The following is a 25,346-nucleotide window of genomic DNA, read 5'->3' as shown; positions in this document are numbered from 1 at the left end:
CAAAAGCATTACTGACGCTAAAAGTTTACTATATAGCAAACAAACGAGACCGTTTAATGCTTCTTCTGATACGCAGAGAAGTCGATGACATTGTTTTTGTGTTTACTGTCTTTTTGTTTGACGTCTTTGCTTTTCTCGGCACTGGGCTTGGTGTTTTTAGGCTTGGCATTCTTTTGATTCCGTTCGCCCTCCCCTAGATGCGCCACACCAGCTGGTAAGGATTTGAACAACTCGGCAATGGCTGCGTCGACGGTGTTGTCATCCAAATCTTCTAACACATCGTCTAACGAGAATTGTTGAAAGTAATTTTTCGCTTCCAATAAGTTTGGTGTGATGGTTTTTTCTGGATCAGGAGAATAGGCGTTAAGCCATTGCAGTAAAAACGCTTGCACTGGATAAAAGTAATTTTTTTGTCCTTTCGCATGACGGGGTATTTCACCCATAAAGAGGTTGAAGTCGAGTAAATCCTCTTCCTCTTCGAGCATGAAGTCTTCGTAACACTGACGCTGCAAATGCCAAGACACGTCATTGATATGAGCTTGCACGCTGCGATCGTTGCGTTGGTAAAACACCGCACTGTTGCCTAGCTCATGACACGTTTCTAACGATTCGGCAATGTCTTTGACAACCATATTATGCGGCGCCGTGATACCCATAATATTGAGATACAAATGCCCTTCAAAATCGTTTAAAAAACTGGAAACATCGCCTTTTTTCGGTGCCAACATGGCCATGCAATAACGCGTATTGTAATCCATCACCAGCAGGTATTTTCGACGTTTCACTGAGATGCAATGCACCAGCCAATGCCACTCCGTCTCATACGCGTCTGTCAGCCCTAAACGGTTAGGAAACACCACGCCATCTTGCGCCTGCTCGATGGATTCCGAAATCGTTTTATGTTGCGGTGTTTCCACACAAGTACGTGTTTCGCCTTTCACTGTGGTAGTAAAACACTCCACAGCGGCTTTCGTGCAATTAAACACCCACATTTGAAGCCTCCGGTCATTAGATTGATCGTTAAATGCGTTCTTATCAACTACCTATTATTTTGCCACAGATGGACAAAAGCTCATTGAACTTTCGTTAAAAACCGCTTTTTTGTCGGCCTGCCTGTCCCTGTGAACCTAATGAAATGCTCTGCTCTGCACAATAAAAAAAGGCGAACCTGTTTATGGGTTCGCCTAAAGCGGTTGTTACACTTATCAGTTCAGGGAATCTAGGAAGCTATTCAAGCATGCTGGTAATAGCCGTATTCATTTTCATATTCTTCATAAATATCACGGGGCATTTTCTTTTGCGGTCTCATTTTATGGAAGGCCGCTTTTAATCGGGTTGCCTTATGCTGTAAGCGCTCAATGCGTCGTGTGACCGTTCGGCTGGTGCGACTGGCGGCACTGTCTATTGCACTATACATGTCGGCTTGTTGCTCACTGATCACAACTTCTTTTTGGCCATTGATTTTGACCAGCACACGGCAATGTTTGTCTTCACCGCCTTTCGGACCGTTCACATCAGTCAAGGTGACGATCACTTGTTGAATGTTGTCATAACGGGAATTCAATGCAAAATTAAGACGACGCTTTACATAGGCTTTAAGGCTTTTGGTCAGAGCTAAACGACGTGCTTGGACTTTGATTCTCATCTTGTTCTCCTTTACCCATAAATGAGTAAGTTATGTTGGAGATTTCACGTTACTCACAAAAACTCGTAAGATATAATCGAATTATTTATGTCAATAATCAGTTTTTCCCGATGCTTTGGTGAATTATGATCAATTTCAAACATTTACATTATTTTTGGATGACGGCAAAACAAGGCAGCATTACAAAAGCCAGTGAACATTTGCACATTACGCCGCAAACCATCAGTGGACAGATACAGTTATTAGAAGAACAATTAGGCAAAGCACTCTTTAACAAGGCAGGACGCAACTTAGCGTTAACCGATACTGGACGAATGGTACTGAGCTATGCGGACGAGATTTTTTCTTTGGGCAATGAACTGGAACAATCGATACGAACGGCCTCAACAGACAGAACATCATTACTCCGAGTAGGGATCGCAGATTCTATTCCTAAATCCATCGCATATCGTTTATTAGCACCTGCTATGGAATTGGAAGATCCAATCCGTTTTCTCTGCAAAGAGAACAGTCTAGAAAGCTTACTAGGGGAATTGGCTTTGCATAAGTTGGATCTGATTATTGCCGATGGTCCCATTCCACCCCACTTGGGCGTGCGTGGCTATAACCACTTTTTGGGTGAGTGCGGTACCGCGTTTATGGCGGCCCCCAGTTTGATTCAACAAACCGACAATCGCTTTCCTCAATGCCTTATCGATGCACCGTTTCTGATACCCAGTGATCAATCATTGATCCAGGTGAAACTCCTACAATGGTTAGAAAAACAGCATATTCACCCTAAAATTATGGGAGAGTTTGATGACAGAGCACTGATGAAAACCTTTGGACAAGCCGGTGCGGGCGTGTTTATCGTGCCCGAGGCCATCGCGGAAGAAGTGGCGAGTCAATTCCACGTTGAGGTCCTTGGTCATACCGAAGAAATACGCGAGCAGTTTTTCGCCATTGCGACAGAACAACGACTCACAAATCCTGCGCTTATTGCTATCAAGGATGCTGCAAAAGAATGGCTCAAAAACCCAAAAAGCGACATGTAAGTCATATCGTGTTACAGCGTGTTTTTCATCCCTTTTTTCGCACGCTCAAGCAGGCCAGAGGGTTTAATGTGCCAAATCAGCCTGAAACCTTTTGCCCCTAAATACAGAAACAAAATAGGAATCAATACTGTATTAAAAGCAAACAATGCCAACAACATAAGAAAGTCATTCACCAAGCCGTTAAGTGTTTCAACATAGCCGCTGATTTTGTCTTTGAAGTGACTCAGACCAAAAGTACTTTGTTTTATAGCAGAAAAAAAACTTTGTTCTTCGGAAGCGAGATTTTCTAGATCATTGATAGAAGCACGTAGCGTATTGATCTTGCCCTGACTGGCTTTTACCGCCTGCACAATGTCTTGACGCTGCGTCATTAAAAGACTCTGTTCTGTGCGCAAATCCGCTAGTATTTTGTCGTTATTAAAGACGATATCTAACGTCGACAAGATCTCTTTGCGAGCCGATACTTGACGATTCAGTGCGTCATTTTGAGCCGTTAAATCCACCAGTCCTTTATTAAGCTCGGATAAAAGCGCTTCCTGCTCATTGAGCTTGGTTTGCAACGCCTGCTTATCTTTGTCGAGTGATTGTTTAAGATCAAATGCAACACCTAAACCGGTCGTCACCTCGTTCATATCACCAGAATGCACTTGAATTTTATCCATGGTTTGTGTCTTTTCATCGCTTAAAAACGATGCATCGACCACAGCCGAGAGCAATACGACCAACACCAATAAAAACTTCGCCCCCACCGCAGTAACAAAAACCTTATAAGCCACTTCGGCAAAACGACTCTTGACCCAGTACAAGTAACCAAACAGCAAGCCCGCAACTGTGACAAACACCTTGAAATACACAGTAGAAATGATTTTCAGCAGAATACTTTGAAAGATAAGCGACGACACAGCGACTTTCATTACACCGGAAAAATCTTCGATCATGTCATTAAATGGGTCTAACAACTCACCAATGGTCACAGAACTGACAAACACACTGATTTGAATGCTTTGTAGCACCGATACCGTCGCGTTAAACAACTTAGCCAAACCAAATGCACTCAACGCCTGCACTAAGGAAGAAGAGACATAGTCAGACGCTTTAGTGTCAAGCAAACCCCACCAAGAAAAAACAATCGCCAGTAGGATCGCAATGTAATAGCCGTTTATTTTACCGAGTTGCTTAATCACTTGTTTGCCCTCTTCCTTTGGATGTGTCTTTATAGCAGTTTAGACGCAGAAAGAGCGACAAAAGATAGCAATGAATGTCACAGATCTGACCAAAAATGGTACGCCCGAGAGGATTTGAACCTCCGACCTTCGCCTCCGGAGGGCGACGCTCTATCCAGCTGAGCTACGGGCGCATTATGATTGTCTGACGGGAGGATCTTTGCATGCCGCAAAGTAGGCCAGAACAAATTTGAGTGCGTATTCTAAAGGAAATCCCTCAGGATTCCAGTGCTTAATACAATAATGTTAGCCCAAAGCGTTGATATTCTGCTTTTGCGCTAAGATTTCGGACGACGACCGAGTCTATGGTCGCTGTCCGATGCTGTTTTCGCCACGATTAGCCAATAGCATGCATTTCTTTGACGACAAACTCGTTTACTAAGTCATCCGCTAGGGTAATGTAGGCTTTGATGTGCGCACTTTCCATGTGGTCATGCCAGACGTCGTAGCCTGTCCAACGCTCTAAAAACACAAAGACGTTTGGATCTTGGTTGTCTTGATGCAGGTCGTATTGCAAACACCCGACTTCGGCGCGGGTCGGCGCAACCAAATCAAGTAACGCGTTTTTCAATGTATCTGCTTTACCAGCCTTCGCGGTGATGGTTGCCACTAAAGTGAGTTCTTTTTCCATTGCCATTCTCCTAATTACAATATCAGACTATCTTACACTGTGTATTTTCTTTGCCTAACAAAGGCTTACTTAATAGTCATCTGTCAGCAGGGTTTTATCGTATAATGATTTGTCTGTTATGTCCTTAGCCGAAAGAAGGAAGTACCGTGCCATTTATCCGTCCTTTGCATTTTTACCGCTGTCTTCCTGTATCACTTGGCATTTACCTGCTCGCGCTGTTCCCCCTACACGGTATTGCTTCTACGGAAACACACCAAGCCTCTCAACCCTATTCTGGTCGTCCGGTGACTGAGATTTACAACACTTATTGCATTGCCTGTCATATGAGTGGCGTAGCGGGAGCACCGCGTTTCGGGCAATACGAGGATTGGCAGCCTCGTATTGATAAAGGCATGGATACTTTATTAGAACATGTCATCAAAGGCTTTAACGCGATGCCGCCCAAAGGTCTCTGCTTCGACTGCAACGAAAGTGAGATCGCTGAAACCATTCATTACATGATAGACAACAGCTCAAACCACTAGCCTGCTAGCTATTTAGCATGGCTTTTAACGCTGACAAAGACGCTTGTCCACGTTCTTTTTTAGCGCTCGCATCTTCATCACCTCGCCCCTCCCAGACCAAGTCTTCTTCTGGCAGTTCATCCAAAAATCGGCTCGGCATGCAGTCAATTTCTTCACCGTATTGACGACGCTTGGCCGCCAAGGTGATGCATAAGGTTTTTTTCGCTCGCGTGATGCCCACATAAGCCAAACGACGTTCTTCTTCAATGTCGTCATTTTCAATACTGTTTCTGTGCGGTAACAGTTCTTCCTCGCAACCAATTAAAAAGACATGAGGATACTCCAGACCTTTCGAAGCATGAAGCGTTAACAACTGAACCTTGTCTTCGTCTTCCTCTTCTTCTTGGCGCTCTAGCATGTCGATAAGTAGCAGTTTGCTTATCGCCTGATCCAATCCTGCGCTTTCATCCTCTTCCCAAGCAGACTCCATCATGCGTTGAATGGAGTCCAGTAAGAAACGCACGTTTTCAATACGCCGCTCTGCCGCTTTGCTTGATGAGGTTTGTTCCTGAATCCAACTGTAGTAGTCCATGTCATGGATCATTTGTTCAATCACAGGTACGGGTGACGCGCCGTCGGCCAAACGCTTGCGCAACGTTGACAACCAACGTTCAAAATCTTGCAAACTTTTTAACGAGCGCCCTGTTACGCTGTCTTCCAGTTCCTTGTAGCCCGATGCTTCAAACAGGCTGACACTCCGTTCGGTGGCAAGGTTTCCGACTTTTTCTAATGTTGCCGGCCCGATTTCACGACGTGGTAAATTCACGATACGCAGAAAAGCATTATCGTCCAGCGGGTTCACTAAAAGGCGCAAGTAGCCCATTAGGTCTTTGATTTCTGCGCGAGAGAAAAAAGACGTACCGCCGTTCATCTTGTAGGGAATGCGATAGGCTTGCAGTTTGATTTCCAATAGTCGTGCTTGGTGGTTACCACGATACAGGATGGCAAAATCTCGATACGGAATATCATGACGTAGATGTCGAGATTGGATTTCTACCGCGACACGTTCGGATTCAGCGTCCTCGTTACGCGTGACCATGATGCGAATCGGATCGCCCTCTTCATGGTCGCTCCACAAGGCTTTATCGTAGATGTGTGGATTGTTGGCAATCAAGGTATTCGCGGCTTTGAGGATCCTTTTGGTAGAACGATAGTTTTGTTCCAGTTTCACCAGTTTTAAATTGGGATAATCAACAGATAAACGTTCTAAGTTTTCTGGACGCGCCCCACGCCATGCGTAAATAGACTGGTCATCGTCTCCCACTAGAGTAAAGCAGCGACGAAATCCCGCCAATAAACGAATCAATTCGTACTGACTGGCGTTGGTGTCTTGGCACTCATCCACCAGCAAATAACGAACTTTTTTCTGCCAACGCTCTCGCAGCTCCTCGTCAGCCATCAACAGACTGACAGGCAACAAGATTAAATCGTCAAAGTCCACGGCATTGTAAGCACGCAAATAACGCTGATATTGCACGTAGACCTGTGCTGCTAACAAAAATTCTTCTGTGTCCGCATTGGTCATGGCTTCTTGCGGTGTTGTTAGATCGTTTTTCCAATTGGAGATGGTATTCTGACAATAAGCCGCCGCGTCCATTTGACCATTAAATTCTTTATCCAAAATCTCTTTGACTAGACTGAGTGAGTCTTGTGCATCAAATAAAGTGAAGCCTTCTTTTAAACCCGCACGGCGAAATTCTTTGCGTAAAATGCGCAAGCCCAAGTTATGAAAGGTTGAAATACTCAAGCCTCGGCTTTCTTGCTTTGACAGCATGCCAACCACGCGCTCTTTCATTTCTCGAGCCGCCTTATTGGTAAAAGTCACCGCAATGATGCTGTTGGCCTTAAAACCGCAAGTTTGTATCAGGTAAGCAATTTTTGTCGTAATTACGCTGGTTTTTCCTGAGCCTGCGCCTGCCAATACCAGCAAAGGACCATCGATTTGCTTTACGGCATCCAGCTGTCGCTCGTTCAGATTACGTAGACGTTGGGCTATGGAAGGTAACGGTTCGCTCATGGGGAAACTCTGGCTCAAGCTGTTAAAAATCAGCCACAAGTGTACCCGACAATGAAGCGTCTCGCACGGAGAGAAAAATCATCTGAGAAAAACCAACAGACACAAAAAAGGGATGCGAAAATGGCATCCCTCTTGTTGACGCTAACAACAGCATTATTTAGCAGTTTCTTTGGCCTTGTTTTCAGCAACAGGGCGACGACTCCAGTAGCTCGCCAATAAAGATCCTGAAATATTGTGCCACACACTGAAAATAGTGCCAGGTAGCGCGGCCATTGGGGTGAAGAATTTCACCGCCAACGCGGCTGCTAAGCCAGAGTTTTGCAAGCCCACTTCAAAGGCAATGGTACGGCAAATACGCGCATCAAAACCAAGCAAATAGGTTACCCAATAACCTAGTGTCAAACCAATGGCATTATGCAAAATCACCGCAGCCGCAACAATCAGACCAACTTGAACGATTTTAGAGGCACTTAATGCCACCACAATCGCAATGATCAGCACGATAGCAAACATCGAAATGTAAGGGAAAATCGGCTCAGCCTTGCGGACAAATTTTGAGAAAAAAGTATTAATTAACACACCAGCCGCAACGGGAAGAAGCACAATTTTAAACAAGCTCAGTAGCATACCAGCCACGGGGACATCGACACTTTGCCCTATCATGAGCGACACAAGGAATGGCGTTAATACCACACCAAGCAAGGTCGAAATTGCCGTCATAGAAATCGACAAGGCGGTATCGCCTTTGGCTAAATAGCACATGACGTTCGATGACGTACCACCCGCCACGCTACCAACCAGTAACATGCCAACAGTCAGCTCGGTGTCAAAACCAAAGACAAAGGCCACACAAAACGCCGCGATGGGCATAACTAAGAATTGCAATAATACGCCCACGCCTACGGCTTTACCGTTTTTTAAGACTTGTTTGAAGTCCGCGGGGCTTAAAGTTAATCCCATTGCCAACATAATAATGGTTAACAAGGGCACAATCTGAGAACTCAAGCCGGTAAACAAACTCGGCTGTAAAAAGGCGACGCCTGAAAGCAACAACGCCCAAAGGGGGAACAGCTGGATAACCATAAAACCACACTCCACTTATGCTATTCGTCTGGCCGTCAATCAGCGACGACAAATAGGCAACCACTATTTAATTATTATGCGTCCCAAAAACGGGAGCTGGATTGTAACCAAATGACATAAGTTACAACAGCCTTTATATTGGTTGATCTCTGTCTAAAAAATTTGAGCCTATCGATCGTCGACTCCCTAAGGCTGGATGAATGCCCATTGATCAAAAAAGACACTATCTTCTAAGAAGAAATGGCCATAGACAGGGTTTTCTCCATTTTCCGGTAGCTTAACGATTCCATTAAATGGGCCCTGGTAACGGGCGAGTCGTTTAAATCGGCCAACGTTAATGCCACCTTTAATACACGATGATACGCTCGTGCGGAAAGTTTGAGCTTTTCTAAGGCGTGCTGCATGAATTGTTTGTCATCATCGCTTAACGCACAAATGGCCTCTAATTGACGACCACTTAACAGGGCGTTTTGCACGTTTTGTCTGGCTCTTTGCCGCGCCACCGCTCTTTCCACACGCTCACGAACACGGGCACTGCACTCTCCTTCTTCTTGAGCATTGACCAAGACATCAGATGGCAAAGGTGGCACTTCCACATGCAAATCGATTCGGTCCAAAAAAGGCGCAGAGAGTTTTTTTAGGTATTTTTGGCTGGCACTGGATTGATAATAATCCTGCCCGCCATTGTAAGCTTCATTACTGGCGTTCATCGCCGCGACCAGCTGAAAACGCGCAGGAAAAGACATCTGACCGCGAGCACGGGAAATATGCACTTCGCCGTTTTCTAATGGTTCACGCAGCACTTCGAGCACCTTACGGTCGAATTCTGGTAACTCATCGAGGAACAAGACGCCGCAATGGGCCAAAGACGCTTCGCCTGGTTTCGGTATAGACCCTCCTCCCACCAAGGCTGCCGCCGAACACGAATGGTGTGGCGAACGAAAAGGTCGTTCGGACCAATGCCAATCCAGACCCATTTTTCGCCCTGCCACCGATTGCACAGATGCCACCGCTAGTGCTTCGGCTTCGGTCATAGCTGGCATAATACTAGGTAAGCGTGACGCCAACATGGTTTTGCCCGTGCCAGCCGGACCAATAAATAACAGATTATGTCCCCCAGCAGCAGCCACTTCTAAAGCTCGGCGAGCTTGGTATTGGCCTTTTACATCTCGCATGTCTTTGTGATCCAAGGGTAAAGGCTCGACAGGTTTCGACACGCAAGTGGGAAGCTGAGTTTGTTTTAATAAATGGGCGGTTACTTGAGTGAGATGCTTGGCAAAAACCGCATTGCCTTCCACCAACGCCGCTTCTTGTTGATTGTCTTCTGGCAGAATCAGTTGTCGATTGGCTTGATGACAAGCAATAGCAGATGGCAAAAGACCAGAGACCCCACGAATGTCTCCAGACAACGCTAACTCACCAATAAACTCAGTGTCACGTAAGCTTATGTCGCCAAGCTGCCCTGATGCCGCTAACACACTAATGGCAATGGCCAGATCATAACGGCCACCTTCTTTTGGTAAATCGGCTGGCGCGAGATTGATAGTGACTCGGCGTGTCGGCCATTCAAAATGACTATTGATAATGGCACTGCGCACACGATCCTTTGCTTCCCGAACGGCGGCTTCTGGTAAACCGACAATGTTCAGCGAGGGAAGACCGTTGGAAATATGGGTTTCTACGGTGACCAGAGGGGAAGACACGCCAACACGGGCACGACTGTAAATAGTGGCTAAACTCATAATCTCTCCTTGATATCATTATTTCTGGTGTGAAAAGCAATCCAGCGCTTCACAAATGTCGTATAAAGTTTTACATGGTTAATGAGTGGATCTAATGGCAAACAACCCAATAAACCCCAACAAGCTGCTGTTGTCCAAGTGGACCTCTACGTCGCCACAGCAGAAAGAAAAGCATTTCATCGTCACGCAGTTAATAAGAGACGAAGAAGATACCGTTACAGAATGCGTGCTTGAGGCGGTGATAAACAAACAGCAGTACATTCACCCTTGGCGTGATTTAACGTCAGCGGACCATTGGCAACAAGGCTGGAAGTGATCAGCTACTCGCTTTCAGCTTTAACAAAGGCGCTCACCCTTATGAGCGCCTTTTTTTATTTTGTGCTCGACTGCTCCAACTCCTGTAAGCGCGCCTCAAGCGCCGCCAATTTTTCACGGTATTTTGCTAACATAGCGGCTTGCACTTCAAACTCTTCACGAGTGACAAGATCCATTTTGCTTAACGTGTTACGAGCCACTTCATGCAATTGTGCTTGAATCTCTTCTTTTGGCAGTTTACCTAGTGTCTCGGCGGCTTGCCCCAGTCCAGTGCCAAGCTGCTTTATAAATTGATCTATCATGTCGTTCTCTTTTTTCATGCTCATAATGCCCAATAGTATAGAAGCCTAGGGAAGGTGCAAACAAGTTATCTGACGTGACGGATTCATAAATCGACTTTCCCTTCTCTAAGATCGCCCCTTAACCGCCTCTTTTTTGTGCATACAATCAAAAAACATCGCCTTCCATTTGTTTAAAATCCTCTAAATAAGGCATGGATAAGTCTTTAGATAGAGAATATTTTCTGCATCTAAAGCAACAAGATAAAGCTCTCGACAAGAAATTCTCTGTGCGACGAGATAGGATTTGCACCAATTAAATGCAGCATTTGATGAACACACCCCAATATGCCGCACAATACTAAGCCATCTTGCACTCTTTTTAATTTCAAGAAATCGACAAAATCCTTACAAAGCCCTTATTACATAGGGATGTCGATATATGGCACGCATATTGAATAAAGCTAAGTACCTGCGATACGACAATAAAACTGACTTTTTAAGGAGACAGTGGGTATGAAGCTTATAACTGCCATCATCAAGCCATTTAAACTCGATGATGTTCGAGAAGCGCTTTCTGAAATCGGTGTTCAAGGTATCACTGTGACAGAAGTGAAAGGTTTCGGACGTCAAAAAGGCCACACAGAACTATACCGTGGCGCTGAATATGTCGTCGATTTTCTACCAAAAGTAAAAATCGAGCTGGCCATTGCAGACGAAATGACAGACCAAGTGGTTGAGGCCATTACTGGGGCTGCAAACACAGGCAAAATCGGCGACGGTAAGATCTTTATCGTTAACCTTGAACAAGCGGTTCGTATTCGTACCGGCGAGACTGGTGTAGAAGCAGTTTAAGACTGCTCGAATTATACAAGCCTTTAGGGGGGCGAAACATGCAAGACCAAATTTTTCACTTACAATATGCCATGGATACCTTTTATTTCTTGGTGTGTGGCGCGCTGGTTATGTGGATGGCAGCCGGATTTGCCATGTTGGAAGCGGGTTTAGTACGCGCTAAAAATACCACGGAAATTCTTACCAAGAACGTGGCTCTTTTCGCCATTTCTTGCATCATGTACCTAGTGTGCGGCTACTCCATCATGTATGGCGGTAACTGGTTCCTAACGGGTATTCAAGATGTTGATGTTGCTTCTACTCTAACGGACTTTGCGGGTCGTGAAGGTGGATTCGAAGGCGGTGCCATTTACTCTGGTGCTTCTGACTTCTTCTTCCAAGTAGTGTTCGTTGCGACAGCCATGTCTATCGTATCGGGTGCCGTTGCTGAACGTATGAAGCTATGGGCTTTCCTCGTGTTTGCAGTGGTAATGACAGGCTTCATCTACCCAATGGAAGGCAACTGGACTTGGGGCGGCGGTTCTGTATTCGGTATGTTTAGCCTTGGTGACCTAGGTTTCACTGACTTCGCAGGTTCTGGTATCGTTCACATGGCGGGTGCTTCTGCTGCGCTAGCCGGCGTGTTGGTACTTGGCGCTCGTAAAGGTAAGTACGGTCCTAACGGTGAAGTTCGTGCTATTCCTGGTGCTAACCTACCACTAGCCACGCTAGGCACATTCATCCTTTGGATGGGTTGGTTCGGCTTCAACGGTGGCTCTGTTCTAAAACTTGGCGACATCGCTAACGCAAACGCAGTTGCTATGGTGTTCTTGAACACGAATGCGGCCGCTGCTGGTGGTGCAATTGGCGCGCTGATTCTAGCTCGAATCTTATTCGGTAAAGCCGATCTAACCATGCTTCTAAACGGTGCATTGGCTGGTTTGGTTGCTATCACGGCAGGTCCTGACACACCGTCTGCACTAGGTGCAACGCTAATCGGTCTTGTAGGTGGTTTAATTGTTGTTGTGTCTATTCTGACGCTAGACAAGCTAAAAATTGATGATCCAGTGGGCGCGATCTCTGTTCACGGTGTGGTGGGTCTTTGGGGCTTGCTAGCTGTGCCACTGACTAATGATGGCACTACGTTCGGCGGACAAATCGCGGGCGCATTGACAATCTTTGTTTGGGTATTCGTAACAAGCTTAGTGGTTTGGTTGGTCATCAAAGCCATCATGGGTGTTCGCGTTACTGAAGAAGAAGAGTACGAAGGTGTTGACCTTTCTGAGTGTGGTATGGAAGCGTACCCAGAATTTAGCAAAAAATAATCTTTTCTTAAAACGATATTGAACGTCGAAAACCCTCGCCTTGGCGGGGGTTTTCTCTTTTATTGCCAACTAGAATCACGTTTCCCCTTCTCATACAGACTACAAAACTACTTACTCACACCGATACGCGTTATCATAGCGTCATACAGTTGATGAAAATCCAAAGGAACGACAATGCACGACGATTTACATTTAACCATTCGTAACCTGACTAATGATGATTACGACGAAATTAAAGTACTGATGGATAAGGTCTATCATGACATTGGCGGTGCTTGGCCTAAACACACTATCCACCAACTCATCAGTGTTTTCCCGGAAGGACAAATTTGTTTAGAAGACCATGGCAAAATCGTCGGTCTTGCTTTGTCCGTTCAGGTTAGCTACCAACGTTTCAGCAACCCTCATACCTATGACGATCTGGTTGATCAAAAAGAAAATATTTTAAACGACCCTATGGGCGATGCTATGTATGGCCTAGACGCCCTAATCGCACCAGAGTACCGAGGCTACCGTCTTGGTCGTCGTTTGTACGAAGCTCGAAAAGAACTCTGTCGTCAGCATAATCTGCGCGCTATCTTAGCGGGCGGTCGTATTCCCAATTATCACGAACATGCCCACGAGATGAGTGCAGCGGAATACTTAGAAGCGGTTCGTGAACGTAAAATTTACGATCCTATTTTAACCTTCCAGTTGTCGAACGACTTCCAAGTCACGCGCTTGTTGAAGCGCTACATGCCAGAAGATGAAAAATCTCAAGGCTACGCCACCTTATTGGAATGGAAAAACATCTTCTTCGAGCCAGATACCAACGTCATTCGCTCACGTAAAACCCAAGTTCGTATCGGCGCGATTCAATGGCAAATGCGTGAAGTGGAAAGCGTTGATGAGCTATTGAAGCAAGTCGAATACTTTATCGATGCAGTATCGGATTACAAAAGTGACTTTGTTTTATTCCCTGAGTTTTTCAATGCGCCCTTAATTGGATTGAGTCCAGATCAAGGTAACCAAACCGAAGCGATTCGCTTTTTAGCCAGTTTCACTGAACGCTTTATCAATGAAATGTCACAATTTGCGGTCAGCTATAACATCAACGTCATCACCGGCTCCATGCCTGTCATCGAAGATGAAATCGTCTATAACGTTAGCTACCTATGCCGTCGTGACGGGACGGTCGAAGAACAAAAGAAAATCCACATCACTCCCCATGAACGCCGTGACTGGGTCATTGAAGGTGGTAACGAATTACGTGTTTTCAACACCGATGCGGGTCGTGTCGGTATTTTGATCTGCTACGATGTGGAGTTTCCTGAGTTGGGCCGCTTGCTGGCGGCACAAGATATGGACATTTTATTTGTTCCATTCTGGACAGATACGAAAAATGGTTACTTGCGTGTGCGACGTTGTGCCCAAGCTCGTGCCATTGAAAACGAATGTTATGTGGTTATTTGCGGTAGCTGTGGCAACCTTCCGCAAGTGGAAAACTTAGACATTCAATATGCGCAAAGCTCGGTCTTTTCGCCTTCTGACTTTTCTTATCCACATGATGCGGTCATGGCGGAGACCACCCCAAACACGGAAATGATCATGTTCTCGGATTTGGATTTAGACAAACTGAAACTGACACGCAGCGAAGGTTCGGTGAATAACCTAAAAGACCGTCGTACCGATCTTTATTCGGTTATCTGGAACCAGTCGAAATCATAAAAGTTGTGTTTGCCTGTGATAACATGGACGTTATCACAACACTTCACTGTAGTAGAGATTCTCATGGCCAAAGCAAAGACAGCTTTTGTATGTAATGAATGCGGCGCCGACTACGCAAAATGGCAAGGACAATGCCAAGCCTGCGGTGCATGGAACTCCCTATCTGAAATCCGCTTAACATCGGGTAAAACCTCTGCCCGCGTCTCCGCAAGCCAGGATCCACGTTACCAAGGTTACGCAGGGGCTGTGACTGGCATTCAGAATTTGTCCGATGTGAACCTAGGTGATGTGCCGCGTTTTAGTTCTGGCGCAAACGAATTTGATCGTGTGTTGGGTGGTGGCTTAGTTCCCGGTGGTGTGGTGCTAATTGGTGGGCATCCCGGTGCTGGGAAAAGTACCTTGCTGTTGCAAACCATGTGTTGGTTAGCGCAGCAACAAAGCGCCTTGTATGTCACCGGTGAGGAATCCCTTCAGCAAGTCGCGATGCGAGCGCAGCGCCTTGGTTTACCGACTCAAAACCTGAAAATGCTGTCCGAAACCAACGTGGAAGCGATCTTAACCATTGCCCAACAAGTTAAGCCTAAAGTCATGGTGATCGACTCGATTCAAGTGATGCATTTAGATGGCGTAGAATCGGCTCCCGGTAGCGTGTCACAAGTACGTGAAAGCGCAGCGGTATTAACACGCTTTGCCAAGCAAACCCAAACCGCGGTGTTGCTTGTCGGCCATGTTACTAAAGACGGTTCTTTGGCTGGGCCAAAAGTCCTTGAGCACATGGTGGATTGCTCTGTCTTGCTAGAAGGCTCAGAAGATTCCCGCTTTCGTACCCTGCGCGGGATGAAAAACCGCTTTGGTGCAGTGAATGAGTTGGGCGTTTTTGCCATGCTTGAAAATGGCTTAAAAGAAGTCAAAAACCCAAGCTCTATTTTCTTGAACCGCAGTAAACATCCCGCGGCAGGCAGTCTAGTGATGGTGGTTTGGGAAGGTACTCGCCCTCTTTTGGTGGAGCTGCAAGCACTGGTTGATGATTCGGCGTTAGGTAATCCAAGACGCGTTACGGTAGGCTTTGACCATAATCGCTTGGCGATGTTGTTGGCGGTTTTACACAAACACGGTGGGTTACTGACATCGGATCAGGATGTGTACTTAAACGTGGTAGGCGGTGTAAAAGTCTTGGAAACCAGCGCCGATCTTGCGGCCATCGCCGCGGTCGTTTCTAGCTTTCGCGACAGAGTATTACCTCATGATCTGGTCGTACTTGGGGAAGTCGGATTGTCGGGAGAGATTCGCCCAGTACCGTCTGGACAGGAGCGTATTAGTGAGGCGGCAAAACACGGTTTTACAAGAGCCGTGGTTCCCAAAGCCAACTGCCCGAAAAAGCCCATTGAAGGCATGAAGGTAATTGGCGTTGAACGCTTATCAGAAGCACTTGATGCGATCTTCGAGCATTAATCCTTAAGGCGAGCCCCCTTTAAAAATCGAAAAGATCGACGATGGGGTCGTCTTCCATGCCATAAGGCAATGCCTTAGCCGAGTCGGCCTCCAGTCGATCTTGGCGCGCTTTGATCAAACGTGCTCGTCGTTGTTTGCACAAATCAAGCACATGATGGCGGGCCTCATTGGTTAAGGAAAACCAATGAAAGCGCTCTTCTCGACTGCGCAAGCAGCCTTTACAAAAGCCTGTCTTACTGTTTTCACACACACCACGACAAGGGCTTTCTATGGTAAATAACTCTATTTGCTCCATCACCCTCTCGCTTTATGCGCTACTCTGTTACCAGCTGGAAATCATACTCTTCTTCTGGCGACAAAAAATACACTCTGTCAGCAGGCGCAGCGTCTAAAGAAAACCAATAAAAACGCTCCGGTACGCCCATTTCCAAATAGAAGTTCACATAAACAGCATGCACAGGGTCGGTCACATTGAGATTTTTCGCGGTGACATTGGTTCCGTCTGACCAAGCGTGCACACCAACCCCGGCCCCCGCACCAATGCTTCTTTCCACACCGCCTAAGAATAAATCAACCCCACCTGACAGCACGTACCCTGTCGATGCAATATGCGTATTCAAACCAAGGTGTCGAATCAAACGTGCCCCCTGCATTGTCGCTTGCTGATCAACCGAACCTGGTACATCCACCAAGACCAAATCGGTGACATTCGGATTGTTACGCACCATGTCACTCAGTTGCTGTACAAGGTCATGACCTAAGATACCGGACAAATAGGCTGAATTGCCTTCCACTTCGATACTCAACGCCTCGCTTGCTTCCGTCTCTAAATGCTTTTCAGCTGACGTCGCACACCCTGCTAATAGCACAACAACCAACACGGAAAGCCATGCCACTGAATTTATTGGAAAAGCCTTATTTGTCATACACCATCCTGTGATTTAAAGGTTTCCACACAATAGTAGACCATAAAAACGCTCTCTTCCTAACGATATAAGGCATTGATAAGAAGAACGCATAAAAAGTCTAAAAAAATAGCCACCTACAATAAAATAGGCAGCTATCGAAACGCATTTCTCATCACAGAAAAATGCCTAGGATCTAACCATAGGTTTAAGAGGGAAAAGAGAAACTCTTGCCTTCGCGAACACCCGCCGAAGGCCAGCGCTGAGTAATGGTTTTACGTTTGGTATAAAAACGCACGGCATCCGGGCCATAAGCGTGCAAATCCCCAAACAAAGAACGTTTCCAACCACCAAAACTGTGGTAAGCAACAGGCACAGGTAAAGGCACATTGATACCGACCATACCCACTTCTATATGATCCGAAAAATAACGCGCCGCTTCCCCATCACGAGTAAAGATGCATGTACCATTGCCATATTCATGATCGTTAATCAGCGTCATGGCTTCTTCCATGGTATTGACTCGCACCACTTGCAGCACTGGGCCAAAGATCTCTTGCTGATAGCTGTCCATGTCTTTGGTGACACCATCAATCAGCGTTGCCCCCACAAAAAAGCCATGTTCGTAGCCGGCAACATGAGGATGGCGTCCATCCACCACCACCGTGGCGCCTTGGGATTCGGCACTATTAATAAAACCCACCACCTTGTCTTTGTGTTCTTTGGTGATAACAGGACCAAAGTCATTGGTTTTGTCTGAGCATTCACCTACTTTAAGCGGCTTCATGGCGTCGGCCATTTTACTCACCAAGGCATCCCCTGCGGCTTTACCCACCGCGACGGCAACGGACAAGGCCATACAACGCTCACCAGAAGAACCAAACGCGGCGCCAAGGAGCTGACTCACCACATTGTCCATGTCCGCATCCGGCATCACAATCGCGTGATTCTTCGCGCCGCCTAACGCTTGACAGCGCTTGCCATTGGCGCTGGCTTTGCTGTAAATGTATTCCGCAATCGGGGTTGAACCGACAAAGCTCACGGCCTTGACTCGTTTGTCTTCCAATAAGGTATCCACCGCCACTTTATCGCCATTGACCACATTAAATACGCCAGCCGGTAGACCCGCTTCATGCAATAACTCAGCAATGAACAACGCGGTGCTTGGATCACGCTCCGAGGGTTTTAAAACGAAGGTATTTCCGCACACAATCGCCATTGGAAACATCCATAAAGGCACCATAGCGGGGAAGTTAAAAGGTGTGATACCGGCCACCACACCGAGTGGTTGAAACTCACTCCAAGAATCAATGTTTGGGCCAACGTTTTTACTGTACTCACCTTTTAGTAACTCTGGCGCGCCACAGGCGTATTCCACGTTTTCAATACCACGCTGCAACTCTCCTGCTGCGTCATGACAAATTTTGCCATGCTCAGCGCCAATCAGCTCACAGATTTTATCCGCGTGTTTTTCTAACAAAGCCTTGTAGTTAAACATGATGCGAGCACGCTTTAAGGGCGGAGTATTGCGCCATTCTGGATAAGCTGCGTAAGCGGCTGAGATCGCGTCTTCAACGGTTTCTCTGGAAGCAATGGCCACTTTTTTCGCCACCGCCCCGGTGGCGGGATTAAATACATCTTGGGTACGTTCAGCCTGTTCTGAGTACTTACCGTTTATCAAATGCCCAATGATTTCCATGGTTACTCCCTACTCTAAAAAATGTAATGTCATGGTTTAACTCAACACGATAAAAGAGAAAAACACCGTCTGTTGACACTACTATGCCTATAGGAATAGATTATAAAAAGCTGAATCTATTAACGCTTAGTTAATCATTTACTTAACTATAAATCTGAATGGATGATGTGCCATTATCCATAGGCACAATGGGGAATAAGGTGAACCAATTTCATAGTCAAATAAGCGACGCTGACCTACGTATATTGCGTATCTTTCGTACCGTCGTAGAATGCGGTGGTTTTTCCGCCGCCGAAGTGGAGCTCAATATTAGCCGTGCTGCGATTAGTATTGCTATATCAGATTTAGAAACCCGCTTGGGCTTTCGACTTTGCCAACGAGGTCGCTCTGGTTTCTCTCTGACAAACGAAGGCAGTCAGGTATATGATTACACGTTGCAGCTGCTGTCTTCGATAGAAGACTTTAGAACCAATATCAACGCTCTCCACCAGCACTTAAAAGGCGAGCTCAATATTGGCATCACTGACAATCTGGTGACTCTCCCGCATACTCGAATCACGCGCACATTAGCCAGCCTGAAAGACAAGGGACCGCACGTTACCATCAATATTCGTATGATCCCACCCACCGATATAGAACGTGGGGTGTTAGATGGTCGTTTGCATGTTGGTATCGTGCCAGATTTAAAAATCCTCAGTGGTTTGGATTACCACCCTCTTTATGAGGAAACCTCTAAGCTGTATTGCAGTGATACTCACCCTCTTTTCACGAGAGCTGATCAGACCTTTTCAAAAGCCCAACTGAAGGAGTTTGATGCGGTTCTTCCAGCCTATGCTCAAACCCCAGATATAAAAGCCCAACACCAACCGCTTACGGCAAGCGCTACTGCCACCGATAGAGAAGGCATTGCTTTCCTTATTTTAACCGGACGTTATATCGGCTTTTTACCTGATCATGTCGCTGAACGCTGGATACGCGATGGAAGAATGCGCGCTATTTTGCCGGAACAGTGTCATTACATTACACAATTCTCCGCGATTACACGAAAAGGCGCACGCGCCAACCTAATATTGGAAACCTTTTTAAAAGAATTAGAAAAAACCTAGCCAGATATTCTTTGCGAGAATATCTTTAATATATATTTAAAAATTCATATCCCAAAGCAAGAGATATAAAATGGATTCATTATCGTATCCTGATCTTCTACTATATGGAGTCATACATGAAGTGCGTAAAGCGAAGCAAACTAATAATAGGGGTCACCTTTGCGGCCTCGCTGTTTTTAACGGCCTGCTCATCCGATCAAAACGATGACGCGGTTGTCGAAAAAGACATTGTCCGCCCGGTGAAACTGATCACTATTGAATCAACCGATGCGATTAACATTCGCCGCTTTCCTGCTGAGTTAAAAGCCAGTGAAGAAGCCGATTTAGCGTTTCGTGTTGGCGGTCAATTGATGCAACTCAATGTTGTTTCAGGGCAGCGTGTTAAAAAAGGCGAGCTACTGGCTTCTCTGGATCCTACCGATTTCAAATTACAAGTTGAACTTGCCCAAGCGAATCAATATCTAGCCGACGCACAATTCAAACGTATTCAAACCATTTTCAAGCAAAACGCCACTACAAAATCCGAATATGACTCCGCGAAAGCTTCATTAGACCAAGCCAATAACGCTTTGCAGTCGGCCAAAAACCAAATGCAATACACGCAAGTTTTTGCCCCTTTTGATGGCGTCATTGCGTCTGTCGATACCGAAAACTTCCAGTATGTCAGCGCCACACAAACCTTGATGCACATTCAAAACATCGACAACCTTGACGTTGAGTTCCAAGTCCCTGAAAGTCTTGTGGTCAGCATCAAAAGTACCAAATCCGATTATAGGGCAAAAGTGGTGGTTGATGTCGCACCGGAAGAAGAACTATACGGTGCCTACAAAGAACACAATACCACACCTGATAACACCACCATGGCGTATGACGTCACTTTAAAACTGATCAGACAAGGAAAAACAGTCAATACGCTACTGCCCGGTATGACAGCAAACGTTGATCTGGATCTCAGTGCTATTTTGGGCACCAAAAAACACATTACGGTGCCCGTCGAGGCTGTACTTCGTCATGAAGACACTAGCACAGGACAATCCGACAGTACTGTCTGGGTGTTCAATGGCGAAACCAATAAGCTAGAAGCTCGTACTGTTACCCTCGGTTCCTTACAGGGCAACAATGTCGAAATTATCTCAGGCTTAAATGCCGGTGAACAAATCGTGGCGGCAGGTGTTTATAGCCTAACCGATACCATGCAAGTTCGTCCTTGGACGCGTGAGCGAGGCCTATAATGGATATTGCAGCCTATTTTATAAATCGCAAAGTCACCAGTTGGATGGTCACACTGATTTTATTGGTCGGTGGTATCATTGCTTTTACCAACTTAGGTCAACTTGAAGATCCAGAGTTTACCATCAAGGATTCTTTGGTCATTACCTATTATCCTGGTGCTTCCCCAGAACAGGTCGAAGAAGAAGTCACGTATCCAATTGAGCGTGAGTTACAAAACTTGCCCTATGTGGACAAAATCACCTCAACGTCAAAAGCGGGCTATTCAAAGGTTCAGCTGACGATTAAAGACACCTATCGAGCCCAAGAGTTAAAACAAATCTGGGACGAAGTGCGTAAAAAAATCCGTGATATCTCGGGCAACTTCCCAACAGGTGTTGGCACCCCAATCGTGGTTGATGATTTTGGTGATGTGTATGGCGTCATGCTCGCCGTTCACGGTGAGGGCTACCCCTACAAAGACCTAGAAAACTATGTGGATTATGTCAAACGTGAATTGGTTCTGGTTGATGGCATAGCCAAGGTCACCGTTGCTGGTGAGCAAGACGAACAAGTTACGATTGAAATATCTCGCTCCAAACTGGCCAATATGGGCATTGCTCCGAGTCAACTGGAAGACCTGTTGAAAAATCAAAACAGTGTATCCAATGCGGGCAAAGTAAAAGTGGGCAGTGAATACATTCGTATCAGCCCAACAGGCGAATTCCAAGACATCTCGGAATTGGAAAACCTGATTGTTGGTACGCCCATTGATGGCAACCTAATTCGCTTAAAAGACATAGCAACCATTAAACGCGAATACGCGGAGCCTGAAACGCATATTGTTGGGTTTAATGGTTCCAAGTCGCTGTTGTTAGGGGTTTCTTTTTCTTCCAACGTGAACGTTGTTAAAGTCGGCGAAGCATTAGAAAAAAGAATCAATGAGCTAGAATATCAACAACCCGTCGGACTCAGCATGGAGCCTATTTACTTCCAATCGAAAGAAGTAGATCGCTCTGTCTCTAACTTTTTACTTAACTTAGTTGAAGCCGTTGGTATCGTTATCTTGGTACTATTGGTCTTCATGGGCATTCGTTCCGGTATTTTAATCGGTATCATTCTTTTATTGACCATCCTTGGCACCTTCATTGTCATGGATTATTTCAAAATCAACCTGCAGCGCATCTCACTTGGTGGGCTTATTATCGCCTTAGGGATGCTGGTCGATAACGCCATAGTGGTCACAGAAGGCGTCCTGATTGGCTTACAAAGAGGCATGACCAAACTTCAAGCCGCCAGTGCGGTGGTGAAGCAAACCAAATGGCCATTACTCGGTGCTACCGTAATTGCCATCACGGCCTTTGCGCCAATCGGCTTGTCACCTGACGCCGTCGGCGAGTTTGTTGGTTCTTTGTTTTATGTCTTGTTGATTTCATTGTTCTTGAGCTGGATTACCGCCATTACATTGACGCCATTTTTTTGCGACCTGTTCTTTAAAGAGAGCATTGCCAAAGCCAATGCTAGCGAGACAGACGCTGAGAAGGTGGATCCTTATCAAGGCTTTATATTCACTGGGTACAAATGGCTATTAGACAAAGCCATGCACTACCGCTGGGTCACGGTTGTTTTGTTAATAGGCTGTTTAGTGGCATCGGGATGGGCATTTCAGTTTGTTAAACAAGCCTTCTTTCCACCTTCAACGACGCCTATGTTCTATATGGATATCCAGATGCCAGAAGGAACACATATAGAAGATACCTATAAAAAAGTTCAAAGTATTGAACAAGACCTGTTGAAAGATGACCGTATTGAAAATGTCACTTCCACAACAGGACAAGGTGCTTTGCGCTTCATGCTGACCTATGAAGCCGAACAAGAAAACGCCAGCTACGCGCAATTTATTGTTCGCACTAAGACCAAAGAAGCGATTCCAGGTCTTCTTAAAGACTTGTATTACAAAATGCAAGAAGAGTACCCAGAGCTGGAAGTCAAATTACAGCGCTTGCAGTTAGGCCCCTCTACCGGTGCCAAACTTGAAACACGTATCAGCGGTCCAGATCCGAAGGTTCTGCGTCAGTTGAGCGCACAAGTGCAGGAAATTTACCGTGCTGATGGCGGACTAGAGAGCATTAAAGACGATTGGCGCCAGCCTGTGAAAGTGCTTCGCCCTATTTTTAATGACGCTCAAGCACGACGCCTAGGCATCAGCAAAACTGAATTAGACGACGTACTGTTAACGAATTTTACAGGTTCTCAAATCGGTTTATACCGTGAAGGGACGGATCTGTTACCGATTGTACGCAAAGCACCAGAGAACGAGCGCGTATCAATTGACCAAATCCGTGACCTGCAAATCTACAGTCCAGCATCAGGTTCTTATGTCACATTGTCGACACTAGTATCCGGCTTTGAAACCGTCTGGGAAGATCCGATCATCGAACGTCGAGATCGTAAACGTACCATTACGATCATGGCAGACCCTAAAATTTTAGGGGACGAAACCGCCATGTCGATCTTCGGTCGCACCCGTGGGGCTATTGAAGCTATCCAGTTACCACCAGGTTACACGCTCGAATGGGGCGGTGAATACGAGAGCAGTACTGACGCGCAAGCCAACATATTTAAGGCCTTGCCTTTGGGTTACTTGTTCATGTTCATCATTACGATATTGTTGTTTAACTCAATTCGTGTACCGCTGACCATCTGGTTTTGTGTCCCTTTAGCCTTGATCGGTGTTTCCACAGGCTTACTGGTGATGAACTCCGCATTCAGCTTTATGGCACTGCTTGGATTCTTGAGTTTATCGGGCATGACAGTGAAAAACGGTATCGTACTCGCCGACCAAATTAATTACGAGCTTGATCAAGGCACCGAGAAATATGAAGCCATCTTCAACTCTGCCGTTAGTCGTGTGCGCCCTGTCTGTATGGCCGCTGTCACAACGATTTTGGGGATGATTCCATTGCTATTTGATGGTTTCTTTGAGGGTATGGCCGTGGTTATTTCCTTTGGCCTAGGCTTTGCGACCATCTTAACATTGATCGCAGTACCTGTATTTTATACGCTACTGTTCCGTGTCAAGTATCGTCATCATAGCGAATTCGACTAACCGCTAGCCACTCTGGTAGAGCCTTACTGCCTCTCGCATTAAGGCTCTTGATTTACAATTGCGCTATTTTATCGAGAAGATTATGCACCTAGACGATCTTTTAAAGCTGGACATAAAACTACTCGTTGCTTTCGTTACCATCATGGAAGAAGGCAGTGTGTCACGGGCAGCGGAACGACTGAATGTTACCCAACCAGCACTCAGTAAGAGTCTACAAAGACTGCGCGAACTCTTTAAAGATTCGCTCTTTACACGTCAGGCTTATGGACTCACTCCCACGGCAAGAGCATCTGAGTTACATGATTTGATCCAGCCAATTTTGAGTTCTTTATCAGAATTGATGAGCCCCAACTCTTTGGATTTAAAAAGTCTAGATAGACGCTTTAAATTGCGGGCGGATGAAGGCGACCTAGAAAACTTTATTGAGCCTTTGTTGGCCTCTTTGCAATATCAAGCCCCTAACTTACGCCTGTCCATCAGTTCTTGGGGAGACTCTCAGCTGGACGAATTGGTTTCTGGCAATGTCGATCTTGGTATTATGCGCGTGAGCGATACACCGGGAAATGTTCGCAGTAAGCTCATCGGCTACATGGAAGCCTGTATTGTATTAAGCGAAGCTCACCCACTCTTTGATAAAGACGAGGTATCGTTAGAAGAGTTGCTGCGCCATAAAGTGGTTACCCATCACTTACGCAGCCATCGACACAGTTCTTTTTCAAAGACTGAGCAAAAACTTAAGCAACAGGGTCACATCATTCAGCCAAGCTTAGAGACAGACAGCTTAATGGTGGCAATGCAGGCAGTAAAACGAGGCATGGCATTGGTTACCTCACGTTCGATTGGTGACTTGTTTCTGCAAGTGATGTGTGAAAAAGCCCATTTTTACCCAGTGAAGCTTTTGCCTATTCCAAAAGAAGTGTTAGATCTCGATGAATACGATGGACGCCACCCTATTCATATTTTTTGGCATGAGCGTTTTAATAACGACCTTGCCCATCGCTGGTTAAGAGAACAGATTATTTACTTTATGCGTGAATCACCTTGGATGCACTCACCCATCTAAATGCTCTGCCTCCAACCACAAAATGCCCCATTTATCCCGCGTCACGCTGCGAGCGAAGGAAATCAAAACGCGGGATATTCTCGCCATTAATGCAAACAGACTCTTGAAACATACTCAATGGCCTTGCCCACCAACCGAACTCACCATACAAAGCTTGATATATGACTAACTCTTCTTCGGTTTCACTGTGCTTCACCACACGCTCCACCCAATACAAGGCTCCCTTATAGTGCTGATAAACACCTTGTTTCATATCCAAAACCACTCCACTTTATAAAAATCGACCAAATTAAACCAATAAGCAGAAAAAACTGTCGCAAATACAAAAGTTTTGCTCTTACGGCATCATTGGAACTCGGCAATAATATTATTCGTTAGGAACGTTAAAAATTATTACTGTGTCCAA

Annotated in this window: 23 protein-coding genes and 1 tRNA gene; 11 read left to right on the top strand and 13 right to left on the bottom strand. The window is 45.9% G+C overall.

From position 1 onward, the window contains the following. Positions 1–53: 53 nt before the first annotated feature. Both DKT73_RS05745 and DKT73_RS05740 read right to left on the bottom strand, forming a co-directional pair. A complete protein-coding gene (locus DKT73_RS05745) occupies positions 54–992 on the bottom strand; it encodes a DUF6933 domain-containing protein (protein ID WP_111637605.1) in 939 nt (312 codons plus the stop codon). Between the two features lie 239 nt (positions 993–1,231). After that, positions 1,232–1,645, bottom strand: a complete 414-nt coding sequence (locus tag DKT73_RS05740; protein WP_111637604.1) for an HPF/RaiA family ribosome-associated protein — start codon at positions 1,643–1,645, stop codon at positions 1,232–1,234. A gap of 125 nt (positions 1,646–1,770) precedes the next feature. On the opposite strand from DKT73_RS05740, the gene nhaR reads away from it, so the two are divergent. After that, on the top strand, positions 1,771–2,679 hold the full coding sequence (gene nhaR, locus DKT73_RS05735) for a transcriptional activator NhaR (RefSeq protein WP_111637603.1): 909 nt from the start codon (positions 1,771–1,773) through the stop codon (positions 2,677–2,679). Between the two features lie 11 nt (positions 2,680–2,690). Here nhaR and DKT73_RS05730 read toward each other — a convergent pair whose 3' ends face one another. From DKT73_RS05730 to DKT73_RS05720, 3 genes are all read right to left on the bottom strand, one after another. Next, positions 2,691–3,863 (bottom strand): hypothetical protein, encoded by a 1,173-nt coding sequence (locus DKT73_RS05730; RefSeq protein ID WP_111637602.1) that lies wholly within the window; start codon positions 3,861–3,863, stop codon positions 2,691–2,693. A 96-nt stretch (positions 3,864–3,959) separates the two neighbouring features. Next, positions 3,960–4,036 (bottom strand) — tRNA-Arg (locus DKT73_RS05725). A gap of 203 nt (positions 4,037–4,239) precedes the next feature. Beyond that, on the bottom strand, positions 4,240–4,533 hold the full coding sequence (locus DKT73_RS05720) for a putative quinol monooxygenase (RefSeq protein ID WP_111637601.1): 294 nt from the start codon (positions 4,531–4,533) through the stop codon (positions 4,240–4,242). 146 nt (positions 4,534–4,679) lie between these two features. On the opposite strand from DKT73_RS05720, the gene DKT73_RS20260 reads away from it, so the two are divergent. Then, positions 4,680–5,057: a c-type cytochrome gene (locus DKT73_RS20260; RefSeq protein WP_232827793.1), complete on the top strand. Its 378-nt coding sequence runs from the start codon at positions 4,680–4,682 to the stop codon at positions 5,055–5,057. A gap of 4 nt (positions 5,058–5,061) precedes the next feature. Here the strand turns inward: DKT73_RS20260 and rep are convergent, their stop codons facing one another. The 3 genes from rep to DKT73_RS05700 form a co-directional block, all read right to left on the bottom strand. Beyond that, positions 5,062–7,113 (bottom strand): DNA helicase Rep, encoded by a 2,052-nt coding sequence (gene rep, locus DKT73_RS05710; RefSeq protein ID WP_111637600.1) that lies wholly within the window; start codon positions 7,111–7,113, stop codon positions 5,062–5,064. Between the two features lie 153 nt (positions 7,114–7,266). Further along, positions 7,267–8,196, bottom strand: coding sequence for a bile acid:sodium symporter family protein (locus DKT73_RS05705; RefSeq protein ID WP_111637599.1), 930 nt, complete (start codon positions 8,194–8,196; stop codon positions 7,267–7,269). Positions 8,197–8,426: 230 nt separating this feature from the next. Further along, positions 8,427–9,938 carry a YifB family Mg chelatase-like AAA ATPase gene (locus DKT73_RS05700; RefSeq protein WP_111637598.1) on the bottom strand — a complete coding sequence of 504 codons (1,512 nt, stop codon included), beginning with the start codon at positions 9,936–9,938 and terminating at the stop codon, positions 8,427–8,429. Positions 9,939–10,032: 94 nt separating this feature from the next. On the opposite strand from DKT73_RS05700, the gene DKT73_RS05695 reads away from it, so the two are divergent. Continuing rightward, the gene (locus tag DKT73_RS05695; RefSeq protein WP_111637597.1) at positions 10,033–10,254 is read left to right on the top strand and encodes a TIGR02450 family Trp-rich protein; all 222 of its coding nucleotides are present in this window, start codon (positions 10,033–10,035) and stop codon (positions 10,252–10,254) included. Positions 10,255–10,309: 55 nt separating this feature from the next. Here the strand turns inward: DKT73_RS05695 and DKT73_RS05690 are convergent, their stop codons facing one another. Further along, positions 10,310–10,555 carry an accessory factor UbiK family protein gene (locus tag DKT73_RS05690; RefSeq protein ID WP_111637596.1) on the bottom strand — a complete coding sequence of 82 codons (246 nt, stop codon included), beginning with the start codon at positions 10,553–10,555 and terminating at the stop codon, positions 10,310–10,312. A 492-nt stretch (positions 10,556–11,047) separates the two neighbouring features. Here DKT73_RS05690 and glnK point away from each other — a divergent pair, with 492 nt between their 5' ends. From glnK to radA, 4 genes are all read left to right on the top strand, one after another. Beyond that, positions 11,048–11,386 carry a P-II family nitrogen regulator gene (gene glnK, locus DKT73_RS05685; protein WP_012071322.1) on the top strand — a complete coding sequence of 113 codons (339 nt, stop codon included), beginning with the start codon at positions 11,048–11,050 and terminating at the stop codon, positions 11,384–11,386. Positions 11,387–11,424: 38 nt separating this feature from the next. Beyond that, positions 11,425–12,690 (top strand): ammonium transporter AmtB, encoded by a 1,266-nt coding sequence (locus DKT73_RS05680; RefSeq protein ID WP_111637595.1) that lies wholly within the window; start codon positions 11,425–11,427, stop codon positions 12,688–12,690. Between the two features lie 174 nt (positions 12,691–12,864). Next, on the top strand, positions 12,865–14,397 hold the full coding sequence (locus tag DKT73_RS05675; RefSeq protein WP_111637594.1) for a carbon-nitrogen hydrolase family protein: 1,533 nt from the start codon (positions 12,865–12,867) through the stop codon (positions 14,395–14,397). A 63-nt stretch (positions 14,398–14,460) separates the two neighbouring features. Beyond that, positions 14,461–15,849, top strand: coding sequence for a DNA repair protein RadA (radA, locus tag DKT73_RS05670; protein ID WP_111637593.1), 1,389 nt, complete (start codon positions 14,461–14,463; stop codon positions 15,847–15,849). Between the two features lie 19 nt (positions 15,850–15,868). Here the strand turns inward: radA and DKT73_RS05665 are convergent, their stop codons facing one another. The 3 genes from DKT73_RS05665 to DKT73_RS05655 all read right to left on the bottom strand — a co-directional run bounded on the left by DKT73_RS05665 (position 15,869) and on the right by DKT73_RS05655 (position 18,453). Continuing rightward, positions 15,869–16,144 (bottom strand): DUF1289 domain-containing protein, encoded by a 276-nt coding sequence (locus DKT73_RS05665; protein WP_111637592.1) that lies wholly within the window; start codon positions 16,142–16,144, stop codon positions 15,869–15,871. 19 nt (positions 16,145–16,163) lie between these two features. After that, entirely contained in the window at positions 16,164–16,775 is a 612-nt protein-coding gene (locus DKT73_RS05660; protein ID WP_111637591.1) for a COG3904 family protein, read from the bottom strand. Positions 16,776–16,962: 187 nt separating this feature from the next. Beyond that, complete coding sequence (locus DKT73_RS05655) at positions 16,963–18,453, bottom strand: CoA-acylating methylmalonate-semialdehyde dehydrogenase (RefSeq protein ID WP_111637590.1); 1,491 nt, start codon at positions 18,451–18,453, stop codon at positions 16,963–16,965. Between the two features lie 200 nt (positions 18,454–18,653). Between DKT73_RS05655 and DKT73_RS05650 the strand changes: the two genes are divergently transcribed. From DKT73_RS05650 to DKT73_RS05635, 4 genes are all read left to right on the top strand, one after another. Further along, positions 18,654–19,559: a LysR family transcriptional regulator gene (locus tag DKT73_RS05650; protein ID WP_111637589.1), complete on the top strand. Its 906-nt coding sequence runs from the start codon at positions 18,654–18,656 to the stop codon at positions 19,557–19,559. Positions 19,560–19,675: 116 nt separating this feature from the next. Next, complete coding sequence (locus DKT73_RS05645; protein ID WP_111637588.1) at positions 19,676–20,791, top strand: efflux RND transporter periplasmic adaptor subunit; 1,116 nt, start codon at positions 19,676–19,678, stop codon at positions 20,789–20,791. Continuing rightward, positions 20,791–23,877: an efflux RND transporter permease subunit gene (locus DKT73_RS05640; protein WP_111637587.1), complete on the top strand. Its 3,087-nt coding sequence runs from the start codon at positions 20,791–20,793 to the stop codon at positions 23,875–23,877. Before DKT73_RS05645 ends, DKT73_RS05640 begins: the two co-directional genes overlap by 1 nt. An 82-nt stretch (positions 23,878–23,959) precedes the next feature. Further along, positions 23,960–24,940: a LysR family transcriptional regulator gene (locus DKT73_RS05635; RefSeq protein WP_111637586.1), complete on the top strand. Its 981-nt coding sequence runs from the start codon at positions 23,960–23,962 to the stop codon at positions 24,938–24,940. Positions 24,941–24,971: 31 nt separating this feature from the next. Here DKT73_RS05635 and DKT73_RS05630 read toward each other — a convergent pair whose 3' ends face one another. Next, positions 24,972–25,193, bottom strand: coding sequence for a DUF1653 domain-containing protein (locus tag DKT73_RS05630; RefSeq protein WP_111637585.1), 222 nt, complete (start codon positions 25,191–25,193; stop codon positions 24,972–24,974). Between the last annotated feature and the right edge of the window lie 153 nt (positions 25,194–25,346).

It is taken from the genome of Marinomonas shanghaiensis (assembly GCF_003259175.1).
GTDB classification, from domain to species: domain Bacteria; phylum Pseudomonadota; class Gammaproteobacteria; order Pseudomonadales; family Marinomonadaceae; genus Marinomonas; species Marinomonas shanghaiensis.
This window is presented reverse-complemented; position numbering and strand designations above follow the sequence as displayed.